This is a genomic window from Nitrospira calida, from assembly GCF_976986435.1.
Window position 1 is genome coordinate 3,040,925 of record NZ_OZ335950.1, and the last position, 18,892, is coordinate 3,059,816.

Annotated in this window: 17 protein-coding genes and 1 tRNA gene; 7 read left to right on the plus strand and 11 right to left on the minus strand. The window is 60.9% G+C overall.

The features are described from left to right. Positions 1-58 precede the first annotated feature (58 nt). Positions 59-1,231 carry a PilT/PilU family type 4a pilus ATPase gene (locus ACWHTU_RS14820; protein WP_447860159.1) on the plus strand — a complete coding sequence of 391 codons (1,173 nt, stop codon included), beginning with the start codon at positions 59-61 and terminating at the stop codon, positions 1,229-1,231. Positions 1,232-1,277: 46 nt separating this feature from the next. Here ACWHTU_RS14820 and ACWHTU_RS14825 read toward each other — a convergent pair whose 3' ends face one another. From ACWHTU_RS14825 to ACWHTU_RS14835, 3 genes are all read right to left on the minus strand, one after another. Further along, on the minus strand, positions 1,278-1,856 hold the full coding sequence (locus ACWHTU_RS14825) for a hypothetical protein (RefSeq protein WP_447860160.1): 579 nt from the start codon (positions 1,854-1,856) through the stop codon (positions 1,278-1,280). Between the two features lie 149 nt (positions 1,857-2,005). Then, positions 2,006-2,905: a formylglycine-generating enzyme family protein gene (locus ACWHTU_RS14830; protein WP_447860161.1), complete on the minus strand. Its 900-nt coding sequence runs from the start codon at positions 2,903-2,905 to the stop codon at positions 2,006-2,008. Positions 2,906-3,046: 141 nt separating this feature from the next. Next, positions 3,047-3,124: transfer RNA gene (locus ACWHTU_RS14835), tRNA-Glu, on the minus strand. A gap of 225 nt (positions 3,125-3,349) precedes the next feature. On the opposite strand from ACWHTU_RS14835, the gene glgB reads away from it, so the two are divergent. Then, entirely contained in the window at positions 3,350-5,275 is a 1,926-nt protein-coding gene (glgB, locus tag ACWHTU_RS14840; protein WP_447863376.1) for a 1,4-alpha-glucan branching protein GlgB, read from the plus strand. A 55-nt stretch (positions 5,276-5,330) separates the two neighbouring features. Here the strand turns inward: glgB and ACWHTU_RS14845 are convergent, their stop codons facing one another. Next, positions 5,331-5,798, minus strand: a complete 468-nt coding sequence (locus tag ACWHTU_RS14845) for an arsenate-mycothiol transferase ArsC (RefSeq protein ID WP_447860162.1) — start codon at positions 5,796-5,798, stop codon at positions 5,331-5,333. A 53-nt stretch (positions 5,799-5,851) separates the two neighbouring features. Here ACWHTU_RS14845 and ttcA point away from each other — a divergent pair, with 53 nt between their 5' ends. Then, a complete protein-coding gene (gene ttcA / locus ACWHTU_RS14850; RefSeq protein ID WP_447860163.1) occupies positions 5,852-6,715 on the plus strand; it encodes a tRNA 2-thiocytidine(32) synthetase TtcA in 864 nt (287 codons plus the stop codon). Positions 6,716-6,930: 215 nt separating this feature from the next. Here ttcA and ACWHTU_RS14855 read toward each other — a convergent pair whose 3' ends face one another. Next, entirely contained in the window at positions 6,931-7,290 is a 360-nt protein-coding gene (locus ACWHTU_RS14855; protein WP_447860164.1) for a hypothetical protein, read from the minus strand. Between the two features lie 240 nt (positions 7,291-7,530). Between ACWHTU_RS14855 and ACWHTU_RS14860 the strand changes: the two genes are divergently transcribed. Then, positions 7,531-7,908 (plus strand): hypothetical protein, encoded by a 378-nt coding sequence (locus ACWHTU_RS14860; protein WP_447860165.1) that lies wholly within the window; start codon positions 7,531-7,533, stop codon positions 7,906-7,908. A 62-nt stretch (positions 7,909-7,970) separates the two neighbouring features. Here ACWHTU_RS14860 and msrA read toward each other — a convergent pair whose 3' ends face one another. Beyond that, positions 7,971-8,528, minus strand: coding sequence for a peptide-methionine (S)-S-oxide reductase MsrA (gene msrA, locus ACWHTU_RS14865; RefSeq protein ID WP_447860166.1), 558 nt, complete (start codon positions 8,526-8,528; stop codon positions 7,971-7,973). Positions 8,529-8,636: 108 nt separating this feature from the next. Further along, on the minus strand, positions 8,637-8,981 hold the full coding sequence (locus tag ACWHTU_RS14870) for a PilZ domain-containing protein (RefSeq protein ID WP_447860167.1): 345 nt from the start codon (positions 8,979-8,981) through the stop codon (positions 8,637-8,639). Positions 8,982-9,391: 410 nt separating this feature from the next. Between ACWHTU_RS14870 and ACWHTU_RS14875 the strand changes: the two genes are divergently transcribed. Next, positions 9,392-10,636, plus strand: a complete 1,245-nt coding sequence (locus tag ACWHTU_RS14875) for a DEAD/DEAH box helicase (protein WP_447860168.1) — start codon at positions 9,392-9,394, stop codon at positions 10,634-10,636. A gap of 54 nt (positions 10,637-10,690) precedes the next feature. Here the strand turns inward: ACWHTU_RS14875 and ACWHTU_RS14880 are convergent, their stop codons facing one another. Next, positions 10,691-11,068 (minus strand): hypothetical protein, encoded by a 378-nt coding sequence (locus ACWHTU_RS14880; RefSeq protein ID WP_447860169.1) that lies wholly within the window; start codon positions 11,066-11,068, stop codon positions 10,691-10,693. A 532-nt stretch (positions 11,069-11,600) separates the two neighbouring features. On the opposite strand from ACWHTU_RS14880, the gene ACWHTU_RS14885 reads away from it, so the two are divergent. After that, a complete protein-coding gene (locus ACWHTU_RS14885; RefSeq protein WP_447860170.1) occupies positions 11,601-12,188 on the plus strand; it encodes a TonB C-terminal domain-containing protein in 588 nt (195 codons plus the stop codon). Positions 12,189-12,233: 45 nt separating this feature from the next. Here ACWHTU_RS14885 and ACWHTU_RS14890 read toward each other — a convergent pair whose 3' ends face one another. Further along, complete coding sequence (locus ACWHTU_RS14890) at positions 12,234-12,656, minus strand: hypothetical protein (protein WP_447860171.1); 423 nt, start codon at positions 12,654-12,656, stop codon at positions 12,234-12,236. Positions 12,657-12,841: 185 nt separating this feature from the next. Between ACWHTU_RS14890 and ACWHTU_RS14895 the strand changes: the two genes are divergently transcribed. Next, positions 12,842-13,321 (plus strand): hypothetical protein, encoded by a 480-nt coding sequence (locus tag ACWHTU_RS14895; RefSeq protein ID WP_447860172.1) that lies wholly within the window; start codon positions 12,842-12,844, stop codon positions 13,319-13,321. A 627-nt stretch (positions 13,322-13,948) separates the two neighbouring features. Here ACWHTU_RS14895 and ACWHTU_RS14900 read toward each other — a convergent pair. Together ACWHTU_RS14900 and ACWHTU_RS14905 are read right to left on the minus strand one after the other, a co-directional pair. Next, positions 13,949-15,238, minus strand: coding sequence for a 4Fe-4S dicluster domain-containing protein (locus ACWHTU_RS14900; protein ID WP_447860173.1), 1,290 nt, complete (start codon positions 15,236-15,238; stop codon positions 13,949-13,951). Between the two features lie 107 nt (positions 15,239-15,345). Further along, entirely contained in the window at positions 15,346-18,783 is a 3,438-nt protein-coding gene (locus ACWHTU_RS14905; protein WP_447860174.1) for a molybdopterin-dependent oxidoreductase, read from the minus strand. Positions 18,784-18,892: the final 109 nt, after the last annotated feature.

Consider the following 18,892-nt stretch of genomic DNA (forward strand, 5'->3'; position numbering starts at 1 on the left):
GAACCCGCGATCGGCTCGGCAGCCGTTCGCGCGCAACGGAGGAGCTCAGAGACGGAGCATGGATATTCGGAGTTTGCTGAAGGTGATGGTGGATCGGGACGCGTCGGACTTGTACCTCACGGTCGACGCGCCGCCGGTGTATCGCATTCACGGCGTCACCCAACGGACCGACGCCCCGCCCTTCACGAACGAACAGCTCGAAGCCTTGGCGCTGGCCTTGATGCGCGGACAACAGCGGAGCGAGTTCGAGGAAAGGATGGAGATGAACCTGGCGCTCTACTACAAAGAGTTGGGGCGCTTCCGGGTCAATATCTTCCGCCAGAAAGGGAACGTTGGCCTCGTCTTCCGGATGATCAAGGCGCAAATTCAAACCGTCGAGGAACTGCAGCTCCCGCCGATCATCAAGGACATCGCCATGACCAAGCGTGGCCTCGTCCTGGTGGTCGGCGCCACCGGTTCCGGCAAGTCGACCACGCTGGCGGCGATGATCGACCATCGAAATACGGTCGCGCCCGGTCACATTGTGACCGTGGAGGACCCGATCGAATTCGTCCACCAGCACAAGAAATGCCTCATCACCCAACGGGAGGTCGGCTTCGACACGCATTCGTTCCAGAATGCGCTCAAAAACGCGTTGCGGCAGGCGCCGGATGTCATTCTGATCGGAGAAATTCGGGACACGGAGACCATGGAAGCGGCGATTACCTTCGCCGAAACCGGCCATCTTTGCCTGGGCACATTGCACTCGAACAACGCCAACCAGGCCATCGAGCGCATCATGAACTTCTTTCCCGTCGAACGGCATGCCCAAATCTATCTCCAGCTTTCGCTCAATCTTCGCGCCATCATTTCGCAGCGATTGATTCCGTCACTGGACGGCAAACGAGTGCCCGCACTGGAGATCATGCTGGACACCCCGCGCGTCAAGGATCTGATCAAGAAGGCGCAGGTCGACACGCTCAAGGAAGCGATGGAACAGGGGATCGAGGAAGGCTGCCAGACCTTCGATCACGTCCTGTTCAATCTCTACAAGTCCGGCAAGATCAGCATCGAACAGGCGTTGATCAACGCCGACAGCGCCAACAATCTGCGGCTGAAGATCAAGTTGGAAGGATTGAAGGGCGAAGAGGCGCTCGCCGCGCTACTGGACAAAGACAAAGAGGGGAAAGAAAAAACCTTCCAGATTCAAGGCATGTCCCCGTCTCCGCCGAGCCCTTTCCGCAAACGCTGAGGGGGAGACGGCACCCCCCCCCGCCGGCTTGACGGACGAGTCAATCTCACCCGTCACTAGACCGGTCGGGCGCTGGAATGTGCTCCAGGTAGGTCACGATTTTCTCCACTGCCCCGGCGCTCAGTTTCTGCCCGTACCAGTTCGGCATCGTCCGGTCGGGATATCCGGGCACCACATAGACACTCGGCGAGAGAATCGACTCGACGATGTATTCCCGCACCGTCTTGGCCTTGCCGCGATATTTCGGATCCGCCAGCCGGTCGGGACCCGTGATCCGTAGCAGCAACTCAGGCCCGACCCGGCCGGTCGCCCCTGCGATGCCGGGAATCGTATGGCAGACCACGCAACCCGCTTTGACAAACAAATCCTGTACGGGCTCCTCTCCAGTCACCAAGGGCACTGCCTCTGGCGAGAGCAGAGGCGCAGCTTTGGCTCGTTGGGGTTCGGATTTGGATTTCGACGGAGACGGGCCGGAACGTCCGAGCGCGAAGACCGCGGTCAGCAAGACTACGCCGACGATGATGGCGGTCCAGGCCCTTTCGTTGGAGAGGACCCGTGACTCCGCCCTCTCGTCATCGGAGGAAGACGGCTCCGAAGGGTCCTGATTCGATTCGGAATTCGACATGATTCCGGAGAGACAGGTGTGAACGAAGGGATGAACTCGCCGGCTGGTTGCCGTGATCAAAGCGTCTGCTCGGCCTCTCGATTCCTTCGATCACGGATGTCAGATGTCAGCGGTTCGGCCAGAGGACGGCCTGCTTCCGTTCCCATTGCCTATTGTTTCCCCGCATCCATGGCGCAACGAAATCCCGTCGTGCGATCATGAAAGTCCGGCTCAGCAGAAAAGCGCGCGGTCGTGCGGAGCTTGCGCGGAATGTCATACCAACTCCCGCCGCGGTAGACTTTTCTCTCTCCCGACGGTGGCCCCGTCGGATTGTCCTTCGGACTCTTGGAGTAGTATTCACGGTCATACCAATCGGCGACCCACTCCGAGGCATTCCCGGCCATATTGTAAATGCCGTACGGACTCCGGCCCCCGGTTTTGGGAACCAGACCCGTGCGAATGTTGAAGCCTTCAACTCCATAGGTCACCGGCGCCAACGTCACCGGGTAACTCACCCAATCCCCCCGGTTGTAATTCGCCAAATCAGGAAATGTGTGCACGTCGCCCCACGGGTAACGGCGTCGATCGGTCCCTCGCGCAGCCTTTTCCCATTCGGCTTCGGTCGGCAGCCGCTTGCCGGCCCATTTGCAGTACGCCTCCGCATCATACCACGTCACATCGATCACAGGCCGGTCCGGCGCTGTCGTCACCGCGTCCTCGTCCCACAGCGACGGCAGATCGTGATTGGTCTCCTGGAGAAACTTTGCGTAACGCTCGATCGTAACCTCGAACTGATCAATGTAGTACGCAGGAAGGCACACCTCATGTTCGGGACTCTCATTCGGAAAACCTTGGGTCGGGTCCGCGCCGATGTTGTTCGTCCCCATGGGGAAACACCCTGCCGGGATCAACACCATCGGCGCGTTGTCCTTCCCCTTGGGCACCGGCTCCGGGAACGTGACGGTTTCATCGCTTTTTGTCTGCGCATCCTGCGAAGGGCCAGCACCCATGGCCAAGACACCGGCGACCAGTACGGCCAGAATCACACCGCTGCGCCACTTTGGATGCATCACCATCCTCCCGCGAGCCGCCATGATGCGGCTTTCCGGCCTTCTTGAGACGATTCTGCTCCGATCACTTTATCTTTTTTATCCCGCGTACTTGCGGCGGGGACGAGTATCGATCGCCGTCCGTGCTGGGTGAGCACAGTTTGGCGTCCCCAACGGGATTTGAACCCGTGTTGCCGGCTTGAAAGGCCGGCGTCCTAGGCCAGGCTAGACGATGGGGACGCACGCGCACGGACCTTCCGCCAACAATCGGCTATCTGTTTATCACAATCAAGACTCGGGTGTCACTAGCGCCATGGCCCGGCTTTCGCACCGACCACAGCAGAACCACTACCATGACCGCGAAATGTGCGCAAACAGTGCTCGGGTTGACGAGCGACAGCCGCGACGATAGGCTACGACGTGGAAGAACACCGCGCATCGACACCCAAGATTCGAGGTCGAACAGTGGACCATCAATCGCGCACAACTGCAGCCCTGTTTACGCTCCTTACCGATGACGACTTGTACCTGTTCAACGAAGGCTCGCACTTCCACCTCTACGACAAGCTCGGCGCGCATCCCGCCGTGGTTGACGGCGTCGCCGGGACGTATTTTGCGGTTTGGGCTCCGGACGCAGAGCGAGTTTCAGTGATCGGGACCTTCAACGACTGGAACCCAGCTAGTCACGTTCTGCATCCGCGAGGCGGATCCGGCATCTGGGAAGGCTTTGTCCCGCATGTCGGCAAAGGCACGCTGTACAAGTACCACATCCGTTCCCGGCACCATGGGTATCAAGTCGACAAGGCAGATCCCTTTTCGCGGTTCAACGAAGTCCCGCCCAAGACCGCTTCGATTGTGTGGGACCTCGATTATGCCTGGCGCGACGAGGACTGGCTGCGGATTCGGGCCCGCCGCAACGCCCTGGACGCGCCGATCAGCATCTATGAAGTGCATCTCGGCTCCTGGATGCGCGTTCCCGAAGAAGGCAACCGTTCGTTGAGCTATCGTGAAGCGGCTGTCAAGCTCGCCGACTACGTGCAGCGGATGGGGTTCACACACGTCGAGTTCCTTCCGCTGATGGATCACCCGTTTTTCGGGTCCTGGGGCTATCAGACCACCGGCTATTTCGCACCGTCCGGTCGTTTCGGAACGCCGCAGGACCTCATGTTCTTGATCGACGAACTGCACCGGCACGGGATCGGCGTCATCCTCGACTGGGTGCCGTCGCACTTTCCGACCGACGAACACGGACTTGTCTATTTCGACGGCAGCCATCTGTACGAACACGCCGATCCGCGCCAGGGGTTTCATCCCGACTGGAACACCTGCATTTTCAACTACGGCCGCAATGAAGTCAGGAGCTTCCTGATCAGCAGTGCACTGTTCTGGCTGGAGAAATATCACGTCGACGGACTTCGCGTGGATGCCGTGGCGTCCATGCTGTATCTGGACTATTCGCGGAACGCGGGCGAGTGGATCCCCAATCCGTACGGGGGACGGGAAAATCTGGATGCGATCACGTTTCTCCGCCGCCTGAACGAAGAGGTCTATCGGCGTTACCCGGACGTCCAGACCTACGCCGAAGAATCGACGGCGTGGCCGGCGGTGTCGCGACCGACCTACGCCGGCGGGCTTGGTTTCGGCATGAAGTGGGACATGGGCTGGATGCACGACACGCTCGAATACATGGCCCTGGACCCGATCTACCGGAAATATCATCACAACAACCTGACCTTCCGCATGCTCTATGCGTTCCATGAAAACTTCGTGCTTCCGCTCTCACATGACGAAGTCGTGCACGGGAAAGGCTCGTTGCTCGGCAGAATGGCAGGTGACGATTGGCAAAAATTCGCCAACCTGCGTCTGCTGTTCGGCTACATGTTCGCCCAAGCCGCCAAGAAGCTCTTATTTATGGGCGACGAATTCGGCCAGTGGCGCGAGTGGGCACACGACGAGAGTCTAGATTGGCATTTGCTCCAGTACGCGCCGCATCAAGGAATACAGAAATGGGTGGCGGATCTGAACGACGTGTATCGGCGCGAGCCGGCGCTGCACGAACGTGACTTCGACCCGGCCGGGTTCGAGTGGATCGATTGCCACGATGCGGACGCCAGCGTGATCAGCCTGCTGCGGCGCGGGACTTCCACCGACGAGCTGATCCTGGTCGTGTGCAATTTCACGCCGGTGCCGCGGATTCACTATCGAGTCGGCGCGCCGCGCGGAGGATTCTGGAAAGAACTGTTGAACAGCGACGCACGAGAGTACGGCGGAAGCGGGATGGGAAACCTCGGCGGGACGGAAGCCGATCCGTCGCCGATCCATGGTCGTCCGTATTCGCTCGCGCTTACCCTGCCGCCGCTTTCGGCGCTTTTTTTCAAGTCCACCGCGTGAACGCCGATCCGCGGCGCCGCCGCGCCGATCTCCTTTCGACGCGAGAAAGCACTCGTCAGAACCGGCCGACGCGGGAGAGAAACGCCGGCATGGCGTCCCAAATATAATCCACGACCGAGAGGACGTAGGCACGGGCGGCCTCCAGGTGCTGTTGCCAATCCGGAATCGCCTCGTGCAGGTCAAGAATCGGCTCTTCCCGCCCGTAGCATACCTGATTGAACAGCCAGGCTTCCCGCCCGAAGGACCGGCGGAGCGCGTCCCGGTGATCGAAGCCCATCGCCACCACCAGGTCCGCGCGATCAAGCAACTCGCGCGTAACCCTCCGTTGCCTGTGCGCGGAGGGATCGACGCCCTTTTCCAACAACCGAGCGCAGATCAACGGATGCAACGGTTGAGGTTGCGCCTCGATCCCGGCTGAGCCGATCATAGCGCGCAGGTCCGGCCCGATCCTGGCCTTCACGGCATACTCCGCGACCACGCTGCGAAAGATGTTTCCGGTGCACACGAACAAAATCGATTTCACAGCCTCTCCCTTTTCCCATCGGCGACGGGTACAATAGCGCCGATTCATCAGTTATGCTGACCCCGGCGAAACAGAACGGGCGGGCCGCCGCTTCTTTCGACCAACTGACCGGCGAAGCCGAGAAGTTGCACCTCCGCCTCTGCCGGCTGGTGGGCCGGGCCATCGCCGATTACACGATGATCGAAGACGGCGACAAGGTCATGGTCTGCGTCTCGGGCGGCAAGGACAGTTACAGTCTGCTCGACGTCCTGCTGGCGCTGCGCAGCCGGGCTCCCATCCGCTTCGAACTGGTGGCGGTCAACCTCGACCAGAAGCAACCGGGGTTCCCCGCCCACGTGTTGCCGGAGTACCTCAGCGGTCTCGGCATACCGTATCACATCGAGGAACGGGACACCTATTCGATCGTCAAGCGCCTGATCCCGGAAGGCCAGACCACTTGTTCACTGTGCTCGCGGCTCCGGCGGGGCCATCTCTACCGCCTCGCCGCCGAACTCGGCGCGACCAAGATCGCTCTCGGCCATCATCGCGACGATATTTTGGAGACACTGTTTCTGAATCTCTTCTACAACGGGAAGCTCAAGGCCATGCCGCCGAAGCTCCGTTCCCAGAACGGACGTCATGTCGTGATCCGCCCGCTGGCCTATGTGAAGGAAGCGGATCTGGCCCGGTACGCCGAATTGCGGCAATTTCCCATCATTCCCTGCGATCTTTGCGGTTCGCAGGAAGACTTGAAGCGCAAACAGGTCAAGATGATGCTGCGCGACTGGGAGCAACGATTTCCCGGCTGCGAGGAGAGCCTCTTTGCCGCGCTGGCCAATGTGCTGCCCTCCCACCTGCTGGATCGTCGGCTGTTCGACTTTTCCGCCCTGCGCGCCGGAACGCCCGAAGGCAAGAGCCTCGCGCTCGACGAAGAGTGACCCGGCATTCCTCGCCACCAACGGAAACCTCGCGTTTGGAATACCACGTCCCGATGTTGTCCCGGAAAGCAGATTAGGACGCTAGCCCGGGGGAGCGAAGAAAAAAGAACACAGGGCGCAGACGCCGGAGACATCCTGTCCCCGCCTATACGCCTACGCCCTGACGGTTTTACGGGAACCTGCGACAAGCTCGGCAGAACGCCGAGCGATGAAATTCAGCCAGAAGCCTTTTCGTACTGTTCTTTGAGCAGACGCAGCATCGCATCGACGCTCGCGCGCGCTTCGTTGGACAACCACTTGGCCCCATCAGGCGCATTTTCGACTTTATAAATTTCGCGCACGATGTTGTCGCGGGTCTGCATGAGATCCAGCAGCGACGGCGAGAATCCTTTGTCTTTAAGCTTGTCGATAAGGCCGTCCACCTTGCGGATGATTTGATCGACCTGCGTCCGGTAGGCCTTCGGATCGACAGGGAGATTTTCGACTTTGAGTTCATCAGCGAAGGCGGTCCCGACGGACAACCATCCGATCACGGCCGCCGCGATGAGCAATTGTCCATTTCCCTTTCTGGCCATGCACTCCTCCTTTCGTCAAGCTGACCGATCACCCAATGCCGGAGAACAGAGGCGCAAGACCGCGCCCGCTCGGGCCGCCACAAGGCCCGGCGGGCGAAAATGTACCTCTCTCACTCGGAGAAAGTCCAGTCCCTCCCGCGTCTTCGACAGACCTGGCGGAACCTCGGGCGGATGTGGCAAGCTTGCTGGTCCATGAGCCCCCCGGATCAAAGCCCACAGACGGACCGATCTTGGCCGCCGATGTGGTCGATTGGCCTGGCTGTCGCGATCATGCTCATCGTGCCCCTTATCCTCTACTCGATCGCGCCGGAAGGTCCCATCCGCGAAGGCGACACCGTGTTCGCAAACGGGCGACACAGGGTGATGCTCGCGGACCCTGTTCCGTATCGACAGGCCGGCTACGACCGCTCATGCGTGATCGAACGACGCGATCCTCTCGTGGTTCTGCACCGCCAGCCGGACGGTGCGATCCACGCTCGGGTGCAGGGCAAGACCAAACTGGAATTTCCATTCTGTCCCCCGCAAGCGGAAATCATTCTCGCACCGCAGCAGGTGTTTCAGAAGCCCGACTTACTGAGCGATCTCAAGGACAGCCTGGTCGAACTGTTCGCCCGGTAGACGGCCGAAGGGACAGGGCTCAGGACGCGCAGCGTGGCGCGTGAGGCCCCTCGCGTGATGGATCAGCTCTTCAGTTTGGCGGCGAACCGTTTGCGGAATTTGGCGACCTTCGGCCCGATAACGTACTGACAATAACCTTGGAAGGGGTTGCGGACGAAATACTTCTGATGGTAGGGCTCCGCCGCATAAAAGGTTGAAGCCGGCACGACCTCGGTGACGATGGGACGATCGAACACCTTCTCTTTGGTCAGCGTTGCGATCACTTCTTCTGCGATCGCCTTCTGATGGGGAGAGTGGTAAAAGATCGCGGACCGGTATTGCGTCCCGATATCGTTGCCTTGGCGGTTGAGAGTGGTCGGATCGTGGATGGCGAAGAAGATCTCGAGCAGGTCGCGATACGACACGACCTGGGGGTCAAACGTAATCCGCACCGCCTCGGCATGCCCGGTGCGGCCCGTGCACACCGCTTCGTAGGTCGGGTTCGGGACGCTGCCTCCGATGTAGCCCGACTCGACCAACTCGACGCCTTGCAGTTGGTCGTACACTGCTTCCAGACACCAAAAACACCCTCCAGCCAACGTGGCGACTTCCTTTCCTGGCGAAACTCGTCCCTCAACCATGTTCAGTTCCACAATTCCACAATCCGTCGACCGCCTCGCTGAAACCTGAGAAGACGCCCCCGGGCTTCTCCTCCCTAACCGGTCCTCACCTAACCCGACGCGCCGCTGTTAATGGGATCGCTTGAGTGCATCCACGATACGGCGCAGCCGCTCTTGTTCCTGCGCGCGCAGGGTTCTGAACTCCACGCCGAATTGCGTATCCGTCGCCCAGCGGACTTCAGCCACATCGATCGCGAGCGGCACATACTGCTCGGGTAAATGGATGTGCAACGAAAGGAACGTCCCCGGCGTCACAGGTTCCTCGCTGACCACGGTGCAGCCGCTGATGGACAGGCAGGAGACCAATCCGCCTCCGGCTACACCCGGCCCGGAAAAGGACACCGGCCATTGCACCTCGAAGCGGGGGTTCTCCCGTTCGCCCATGAGCATCTCGTGCCGTCGCCCGACTGTCAACGACGCTTCATTGGCCCAGTCTTCGTCGAAGAACGCCGCAGCAGACCGGTGTGGTGAAAGCCTACGCCACGGCAAGGCTAGGCCTCTAGAGAAGCTGTGTCAAGGATCAGCTCGTTCATTTGTCGTGGGTGCCGCCGTGGCCGGGCTCATCACCTTCAACGGCGAGAGGCTCGGCCGACTTGGTCGCCGCCGCCTGGCCGGACTGGGAAGCATTTGGCAGGGGAGCGATTCTCCTGTAGGGTAAGGTCCAGTCACGGCCGAAACGGTCCAGCGCTCATGACACCGACGAAGATTTGGACCGTGATCGCATCGCGCTCAGATCCTCTCCGAAGCGGACTCCTTCCCGGTTCTGCTTTCCTCGTTTTTTGATTCTGTGCTTATGCGATCCAACCAGAAAAGGGATATCTCATATGTCCGCTTCCGCTCAGCTTCCTTCTGCTCCGCTCACCTTTGACGCCCTCGGGTTGCCCACCCCGCTGTTGCGGGACTTGCGCAGCGCGGGCATGACCGAACCGACCCCGATCCAAGCGCGGGCCATCCCGCCGGCACTGCAAGGCCGCGATGTCCTTGGCTGTGCGCAGACCGGCACAGGCAAGACCGCCGCGTTTGTCGTGCCGATGATTGCGCGGTTGGCCGACGGGCCGAAGGGGCCATCCCGCGGGTTGATCTTGGCACCGACCAGGGAACTGGCCTTTCAGATTCAGGCGACCGTAGATCGGCTCGGCCGGTCCAGCCGCATCTTCGCCGCACCCATCGTCGGCAGCAGCGACGTGCAGGCCCAAGTACGCGGCTTGCGTCAATTCCCCGATATTCTCGTGGCGACGACGGGTCGGCTGTTGGACCACTTATGGAACGGAACCGTCCAGCTCTCGCATCTCCAGATGGTAGTGCTGGACGAAGCGGATCGAATGCTCGATATGGGATTTGCGCCGCAGTTGAATCAGGTTCTCGATGCGTTGCCGGAGCAGCGGCAAAGTCTGCTGTTTTCCGCCACGATGCCCGGCAACCTGGACGACCTTGCACGGATGTCTCTGAGGACTCCGGGACTCGTGAGGGTCGCCAAGTCGGCCACCCCGGCGGCCGGTGTGAGGCAAACGCTGCACCATACGGCGCCGGAGGAGAAGACGCGGCTTCTCCTGGCCTTGCTCAAGGACCAAGACGAATCCGTCTTGGTCTTTACCAGAACCAAACATCGCGCCGACCGGTTGGGGCAAATCCTGGAGCAAGTCGGCCATCGGGTGGCCGTCCTGCATGGGGATCGGCGGTTGTCTCAACGCCGCTTGGCATTGGAGGGATTCCGCCGCGGGCGCTATCGGATTCTGGTGGCGACTGACATCGCGGCCCGCGGCCTGGATGTGGCTCACATCGGTCATGTCATCAATTACGACCTGCCCCGCACGCCGGAAGACTATGTGCACCGGATCGGGCGCACGGGCCGGATGAAGGTGCTCGGACGCGCAACGAGCTTTGCCACGATCGAGGACGCTCGGTACATCCGGGCGATTGAACGCCTTCTGGGATACCCGGTTCCTCGCGCGGCGGGGAGCGTTTTTCACCCCATCCCCGCCCCGCCGACATGCTTTCCCGGCGGGAGCACACCACCGGCCAGCCCACTTCGTGTTGGGACTGATCGGAAGAATTTCAAAAAGGATTGACGACAGGGCCGAGCATCGCCCCGTCCGCGCATCCCTTTGCCTGCTTCTTGTTTTTTAAGGTAAGGAATGCCTCGTCGTCGGGGCGTTGCCGTGTTCGTCGAGAAATGACAGGCTCGACGGGCCATCCTTAGGCACGCGCAAGATCGCGCGGGCTTTCCCCTTGCTGTCGTAGAGAATCAGGCTGGACGCACCGGCGTCATCGACCCGCAACAGTCCGCGGACCTTGCCTTCCCTGTCGAGGAGCCGAAATTCTTCCGCTTCGATGACCGCCGGCGTCGCCGGCGCCTCGCTTTTCGACTTCTGCGAAGAAGGAACCTCGCTCGCGCGCTGCCCCACGGCGGTATTCTGCACAACGGCCGGGACCGACGCAGGCAATTGTCCGGAGCATCCAGCCAAGCAGGTTCCCGCTCCGATAGCGAAGATGAATGCCAAGCCACGCGCCATCCCTGTCGAAGCGGATCGTGGCTCGCCCGCGTTCAAATTCGGCAACCGTCGTGTCACTTTCGGCTTCGCCCCAGCTTGTTTTTTACCGCACCCCGAAGGGGAAATCACGCAGGAAATGGTTTGCGGCCCGTCGCCCCGCTTGATCTTCACCGGCGATTCGTTCAGACTCCATGCCTTGATGCTGCTTTTCGAAAATCGACAATTCTGCGGTCCCGGGTTGGATCCTCTCCCACATCGGCGCTGGATCCTTGCGCTCGGATTCGCGGTGAGCGCCCTCGTTTCTTTCTGGATTGTCTCGGCGCGGGCGCAAGACGAGAGCTCTCACCCATCGCGACACTGGCGGATCGAGATCCAAGCTCCGGACGCCCAAGGATCTCTCCCGGCGGGAAGCCGCTTGACTCTTTTCCTGCGCGTCAGCCGTGAAGCACAGGCGCGACAGGAAAACTTGGTGGCTCTCGTTGAAGGTCCATCTTTTCCCCGACGCCTCTATCCGCTCGTACCAGACGGACCGCAGGGTGTCTTGTCGACCACCGTGGAGGTTGAGGCGGCTCCGTCCGGCGCGATGAGCGCAGCGCCGAAAGCGATGCCCGTGTCTGTCGTGATCGCGCGCATACAGGGAACGGAATTGCTTCGCATGGGGAAACACACGGTCTACGTGACCTTGAGCGCCCCCATCGCCGGCGAGCCGCCCTCCGAATCGGCCTCGGTGCCACCTCGCAGCCGCCCTGCGGGATTGCGCGGCGAGCCAGCGACTCAGATCGCGCTTGCAGACGAGGCCGTACAGGAAGAAGATCTCTTGCACCCGTCACCGCTGAACGGCGGTCATGCATACTGGAAACGAGTGAATGATCGTATCGGCCGCAGTCTGCGCAAGCGGCTGTCCGCGCAACCGCCGTCACGGACGCGACGCAATCCGGCGGTTGGGTTTCGGCTGTTCGCCAACGGCGAAGCCCAATTGATCCACCTGGAACGGAGTTCTGACGATCCACGGATCGACGAATCCGCCATGCTGGCGGTCATCGATGCCCATCCCTTTCCGCCCTTTCCCGCGGACGCCGCCGAGACCTATCTCGACGTCCATGTCGTGCTGCCGGTGCTGGCCCCTTGATCCGCGTCCCTTCGTTCGAAGAACTCCCACGACCCCGTCGGTTGGTCAAGGACCGAGATGTTTGATCTCCGCAGCGAGGGCGTAAGATGTCGATCGATCGCGCCCCTTGATGATCGTCACCAGCAGCGTGGCCTGTATCTCGTCGCCCTCCTTGCCGTTCAACGCCGGCCAATCCGAACGCGGGCAGCCGCGAGCCACATGCACAGGAAGGACGCCGGTGCCGTCATCCAGCGTGAAGACACACGCATCGTAGACGGGGCCGGCGCGTCCGAGATAGGGAGGAAGAGCGTGGAACTCCCGTACGGCACCCTTCACAGTCACCTTGCGAAGGTGAAACGCGTCGAGATTTCCCAGCACGACATCGATGGGCACCGGAGAAGCCGCAAGCGACGGAACCGTCCATGCGATGGACAGGACGATCCACCACCACGCCACACCGGCCGATCCGAACAGGAGAACTCGTTTCATGGATCATAGTCGTTTCGATGCTCCGGGAAGTAAAGCAGAACGGAGAGAAAAGGTCCAGATGGATCATGGAGCGGCCCAGGCATGCTCGCCTTTAAGCATGCGAATCGAGTAGGATGCGTCAAGCGCATCCCTCGCGGCCGAACGCGCCGCGGCCAGGGGATCGACGAGCCGAAGGGATCCTCTATATGAGACGCGCAAATTCCCGTTTATCCCCCTTCGCCTGGTGGCTGAGCATCTGTTTTACCCTCTCCAGTTGCGCGCACGACCCATATCAGGCGCGCATTGACCAGATCAAAGCGCACGTGGACGCGTTTTACACTCACTTGAAGGCCGACCGCGTTGAGGCCGCCATCCACGAGAACGAAGAGATTGAAACACTGGCGGGTCAACTAGGAGAGGCGATTCGGAGACGAGCGCGGCAAGCGGGAATGAATCGGGTGGACCACGAATGGGCGCTCGTCAAGACCGCGAACGAAGCAGCCGCCCAGAATTGGCTGGCCCTTGGACAATACTTCGCCATCAAACAGCGTTACGATCAGGCGCGTAAGGCTTATCAGCGAGTCGTCGATACCTATACTGGATCAAGCGAGCGCCCTTACCGAGAACGGGCCGCCAGGGCACTTCTCGACCTGGACATCATGAACCCGCCGTCCAAACAGCCATGAAGCCGACCGCCTCGTCAGATTAGACGGATCGGACCGGCTGACACACCGATGCGCGTGATTCTCCTCCTCTTCTTCTCCTGGCTCTCGCTCAGCCTCTTCGGCTGTCTCCATACCATCCACGTGACGCCGGAGCCTAACACCGTTGCGAGCGACCCGATTCCGCTCTCGATGAAGGTCGATGTCACGGGATTCGCTCTGGAAGGCGCGGACCATATGCCGGGGATTGGACTGTTGGAATGGACCTGGCAGGATTTCCGGCAAGGGGTGATTTCTTACATCGAGAAGCGGCGCAGCTTCCGCAGTGTCGGGACCGGGCCGGCCGACGTGACCCTGTCCCTGAAGGCGGCCCTTGTCATGCGTTCCCGCGACCGATACCTTTACATTCTGCGATTGGAAGCCGCACTCTCGTCCGCCAAGAACCCCACCATTGCATCCTATGTGATCGAAACGCAGGCCGTTGGCTCGTTCGCACGCTGGATTACCGCCTCGGATCAGGACCCGATCAACCGGGCTTTGCAGGAAGCTCTTGATGAATTGCTGACGAAGATCGAAGCCGATCGCTCTCTGCTGTTGCATGGGAGGGGCCTTAGCCGGCCCCTCCCTTCAATAGGCAGCCTGGCGCCGTGGTTACAGCCAGTTCACGCGCTCGGCCGGGCGGATGTAGATCGGCTCCTCCACCTGCTGCCGCACGACCTCCTTGCCCGACTTGTTGAAGCCCAGCACGGTGTCGTTGTACATCTCGAACCGCTTGCCGTGGATCTGGGTCTCAAACACCTTCGGGCCCGGAATGACGTCGTAGCGGAAGATGATCTGCTGGCTGGCCCGCCACAGTTGCAGCACCGCCAACAGTTCCCGGCTCGGCACCAGGTACTTCTCGATCGCGTTGTCCACCCCTGGCCCGAACATCTGCCGCGCGTAGCCCCGCGGGCTGTGCCGCGGCGGGATGTAGTAGCCGTTGGGCTCGGTGCCCCACTGCGGGTACAGGGGCAGGGCCACCTGCTCCACGCGGATGGCGAAATACAAGGGGTGCCAGCGGTCCTCCGCCCACAGGCCGTCCTCGCCGATGCGCACCAGGCTCTGCAGGCGGATCTTGCCCACGCAGGCCGCCATGCAGCGGGTCTCCATCGGCTCGCCACCCGTCAGCGGGTCCTTGCCCTCGATGCGCGGATAGCAGGCGATGCACTTCTCACTCACCCGCGTCGTGCCCCGGTACATCGGCTTCTTGTAGGGGCACTGCTCCACGCACTTCTTGTAGCCCCGGCAGCGGTTCTGGTCGATCAACACGATGCCGTCCTCCGGCCGCTTGTAGATGGCCTTGCGCGGGCAGGCCGCCAAACAGCCCGGATACGTGCAGTGGTTGCAGATCCGCTGCAGGTAGAAGAAGAAGGTCTCATGCTCCGGCAGGCTGCTGCCGGTCAGCTTCCACGGTTCGTCCCGCGAGAACCCCGACTTGTCGATGCCTTCCACGATGGCCCGCATCGAGGTGGCCGTGTCCTCATAGATGTTGACGAACCGCCACTCCTGGTCCGTCGGGATGTAACCGATGGCCGCCTGGCCCACCTTGGCCCCGGCGTCGAAGATCGTCATCCCTTCGAACACCCCGTAGGGCGCATGGTGCTTGCGGCCCACCCGCACGTTCCACACCTGGCCCCCCGGGTTGACCTGCTCGATCAGTTGCGTGATCTTCACGTCGTAGAACTGGGGATACCCGCCGTAGGGCTTGGTCTCCACGTTGTTCCACCACATGTACTCCTGCCCCTTGCTGAACAGCCAGGTGCTCTTGTCCGCCATCGAGCAGGTCTGGCACGCCAGACAGCGATTGATGTTGAACACAAAGGCAAACTGCCACTTCGGATGCCGCTCCTCGTAGGGATAGAGCATCTTGCGGCCCAGTTGCCAGTTATAGACTTCCGGCATGATTCCTCCGTGTACCGTAATCCATTTCCCGTTATCCGGCCCAACGGGTCACGGACAACGGGCAACGGGAAGGCTGAGGCCCCGAGGGACCCCGGCCGTCCGGATGGTTAGACTTTGATCTTGATATGTTCGCCCTTGAGCCACTTGATCATGAACTCGTTCTCCTGGCCCGGGGTGAAGCCCGTACGCACCGGCTCCCACGGCCCTCGTGCGCCGATGCCGCCGTCCTCCGCCTTGGTGATGCGGATGAGGCACTCCTTCGGCGTCGTGTTGACCGCATGGTGATCGATTTCAAATCCCCACTTAAACTTCAAGCCATTGGCGTGCTTGCCCGGCAGGCTGTCCGTCTGGTGCATCGGCATCAGCCACGACCGGGTGAATGACTGCTGGGCGCCGTAGCGGAAGTTCGACTGATAGCCGGTATCCACCGCGATCGCCCGGCCGTCCGGCCGCGTCTCGTGCCCCTTCACCGACTTCGCCGTCGCCACGTACGGCGCGTGCTTCGCCATCGTCACGTGATACGGATAGGCCGGGTTGTACTTACAGCGGATCATCAAGCGGGCGACCTTGTAGTAGGGATCCGAGGGCTTCCAGCCGCGATAGGGCCGGTCCACCGGGTTGCCGTCCACGTACACGTAGTCGCCGTCGTTAATGCCGCGGTCTCTCGCTGCGGCTGGATTGATATTGAGTTGGTGTTCCCCGACCCCCGGCGTCCGCTTGTCCATACGGTAGGGATCGCCGAAGTTCGACTCGTACATCTGCACCCAGTCGTTGACCGACCACTGGCTGTGCACCCGATGCCGGGTCTTGGGGGTGACGCAGTAGAACTGATACCCCTTCTCCCACAACGGGTTGGCATGCCGCTTGATCTCCTGCCACGGCAGCCGCAGGTTGCGGACATGCTTGTCGTCGTGGTGCTGGGCGGTGATCGGAATGCCGTAGTCGTCCGGCCGGATGAACGGGTTGGACGACATGATGGCATTGGGCAGATAGGGCGTGGCCTCGGTGCCTTCGCGGTGCACGACGAAGTTCTCGCCGTACTCGATGGCCTCCGGCTCCACCCGGTAAGTCTCCAGCCGACCGGACCGCGTCCACTGCGGTTTGCTCTCGTTGACCTCCTCCCACAGCGGCTGCCGCGGATAGGTGCGCGTCATCACCATCCAGCCCTTCTCGGATTTCAAAAGCACGTCGGCGTTGTAGCCATAGAAGGTGCTGGAGGCGTCCAACATCCGTTGGGCATAGACATCCACGCGGTTCATATAGACGAAGTGGAACGCGTGTCTCATCCGCTCGTCACCGGTAATCTCGCTCAATTTGGCCGCGACGCTGGCAAAGGTGTCCAAATCGTTCCTGGTGTCATAGAGCGGCCGGATGCCGCCTTTCCAGATCTGGACCCACGGGTTGCTCACCGTGGCCGTCATCTCCGGATAGGTGAACTCCATCCAGGAGTTGCAGGCGAAGGCCACGTCGGCATGGTTGACGTCGGAGGTCATCTCAATATCCTGGGTGACGATGCACTCGATATTGGGATCGACGTTCTTGACCATGTCGTAGTGGTGCTTGGAATTGTTCAGAATGTTCACGTTGACGACCCACCGGAGTTTGCTGGGGCTGGGCATGTGGGTCTTACCCGTGAAGACCTTGCGGCCGTACTTGGGCGTGTTGACGATCAAGGCCGTGTCGCCATGGTTCCAGTAGCCGGGCTCCTCGCCGTAGTAATATTTTCGATATTTGATCTCTTTTCCGTGCGCATCCGGGTCCAGATTCAGATTCCACGGATCCTCTCCGAGATGAACACCGGAACCGGTGCCGGACCAGGGCGTGGCGTTCCAGATCCCGACCTTGTAGTTGCCCGACCAAGTATGGCAGCCGGACCCGAATTTCCCGATATTGCCCGTGAGGGTCAGCACCAGGGCCGCTGCCCGGCCCATCTGCGTCATGTGGAAGTAATGACAGACGCCTTCGCCGTTGTGGATCGCCGCCGGCTTGATCGTGCCGCTGTCCCTCGCCCACCTGACGATCAGGTCTTTGGGCGCGCGGTTGATTTGGTGCACGGTATCCAGGTCGTAGTCCTGCAGATGAATGAGGTAGAGTTGATAAATCGGGATGGCATCCACTTCGCGGCCGTTAAGCAGCTTCACCCGGTAGGTGCCAGTGAGCGCCGCGTCGATGCCGCTCTGGAAGTAGTGCCAGCCAACCTGTTCCCGGTGCAGGGGCACCGCCTGGTTCTTGTTGAGGTCCCAGACCATGAACCCGCCCAGTCGCTCGATGTATTGAGGTTTCAAGCCCTGAATCCTCCCCGAGTATGAACTCGAGAAATCCGGGAACTGATAGTTTTCGATCACATCCCGCGGATCGAGGTACTGCAATGTATCCGTCCGAACCAGCAAGGGCAGGTCCGTCTGGCTCTTGATGAAGTCGATGTCCTGCATATTTTCGTCGAGGATGATTTTGCTCGCACCCAGGAACAGCGCCCCGTCCGTTTCCGGCCTGACCGGAATCCAGTAATCGGCCCTGGTCGCCGTCGGGTTGTACTCCGGCGTAATGACAACGATCCGGCAGCCGCGCTCGATGGATTCCAGCTTCCAGTGGGCTTCCGGCATTTTGTTCTCGACGAAATTCTTACCCCAGCTCGTATTGAGTTTCGAGAACCGCATGTCGCTTAGATCGACATCGCAGTTCTGGGTCCCGTTCCACCAGGGCTGCGACGGGTCCTGATCGCCGTGCCACGTATAGTTGTTCCAGTATCGGCCGCCCTGGGCCTGATTCGGTCCGATCTTCCTGATCCAGGCATCCAAAAGCGGCAGCACGCAGTTGTTGAAGCGTGTGTTTCCATGCTTGCCCAGGATACCCAGCACTGGCATGCCCGCCCGATGCTTGAAGCAGCGGACCCCCGCGCCCTTCATCATCTCGATCATCTCCGGCGGATAGCCCTGCTCGCGCAGCCGCCGCGCTCCCGCTTCGCCGCTATAGCGAGTGGCGATAACCACCATCGCCTTCGACAGATATGTGAAAGCGGTATCCCACGAGACGCGGATCATGTCGTCGAGATAGCGGCTCTCGAATTTGTACTTGCGCTTGACCTCCGGCGTCAGTTCAGGGGAGCCGTCGTCCATCCACTGCTTCCACCCCTTGCGCATCAGGGGCCCTTTCAGCCGATAGGGGCCGTACACCCGCCGGTGGAAGGTATAGCCCTTCAAGCACATCCGAGGGTTATGGGCGAAGGTGCCGCGGTTGCCGTAGAGGTCCTCGTAGGTCTGATGGTCGTAGTTCTGTTCCACCCGCATGACGACACCGTTGCGGACGAAGGCCCGAATACGGCAGGCGTGAGTATCATTGGGCGAACAAACCCACGTAAACGAGCTGTCGTACCGGTACTGATCGTGATACACGCGTTCCCAAGACCGATCGGGATAGTCGCCTAGCGGGTTGCCGACTTCGATGACGGGCTGGAGTGCGGTCAGAGCCAGGGCCTTGTCCGCAATCGCAGCAGCCGCCACGCTGCCCACCGAGATCTTGAGGAACTGTCTGCGAGATAGAAACATGACGTATCCCTCCTGCAAAAAATGGATGGGTCTAAGAAATATCGCCTTCGCCAATACACGGGGTCCTCGACGCGATACATCCCCCTCCTTTCCGATCCGGCCGACGCGC

Bases quoted from the DNA above. Each gene is read 5' to 3' on its own strand.
- ACWHTU_RS14900 (WP_447860173.1), bottom strand. From the start codon at position 15,238: ATGCCGGAAGTCTATAACTGGCAACTGGGCCGCAAGATGCTCTATCCC.
- ACWHTU_RS14875 (WP_447860168.1), top strand. From the start codon at position 9,392: ATGTCCGCTTCCGCTCAGCTTCCTTCTGCTCCGCTCACCTTTGACGCC.
- ACWHTU_RS14830 (WP_447860161.1), bottom strand. From the start codon at position 2,905: ATGCATCCAAAGTGGCGCAGCGGTGTGATTCTGGCCGTACTGGTCGCC.
- ACWHTU_RS14860 (WP_447860165.1), top strand. From the start codon at position 7,531: ATGTGGTCGATTGGCCTGGCTGTCGCGATCATGCTCATCGTGCCCCTT.
- msrA (WP_447860166.1), bottom strand. From the start codon at position 8,528: ATGGTTGAGGGACGAGTTTCGCCAGGAAAGGAAGTCGCCACGTTGGCT.
- ACWHTU_RS14855 (WP_447860164.1), bottom strand. From the start codon at position 7,290: ATGGCCAGAAAGGGAAATGGACAATTGCTCATCGCGGCGGCCGTGATC.
- ttcA (WP_447860163.1), top strand. From the start codon at position 5,852: ATGCTGACCCCGGCGAAACAGAACGGGCGGGCCGCCGCTTCTTTCGAC.
- ACWHTU_RS14890 (WP_447860171.1), bottom strand. From the start codon at position 12,656: ATGAAACGAGTTCTCCTGTTCGGATCGGCCGGTGTGGCGTGGTGGTGG.
- ACWHTU_RS14825 (WP_447860160.1), bottom strand. From the start codon at position 1,856: ATGTCGAATTCCGAATCGAATCAGGACCCTTCGGAGCCGTCTTCCTCC.
- ACWHTU_RS14820 (WP_447860159.1), top strand. From the start codon at position 59: ATGGATATTCGGAGTTTGCTGAAGGTGATGGTGGATCGGGACGCGTCG.
- ACWHTU_RS14895 (WP_447860172.1), top strand. From the start codon at position 12,842: ATGAGACGCGCAAATTCCCGTTTATCCCCCTTCGCCTGGTGGCTGAGC.
- ACWHTU_RS14905 (WP_447860174.1), bottom strand. From the start codon at position 18,783: ATGTTTCTATCTCGCAGACAGTTCCTCAAGATCTCGGTGGGCAGCGTG.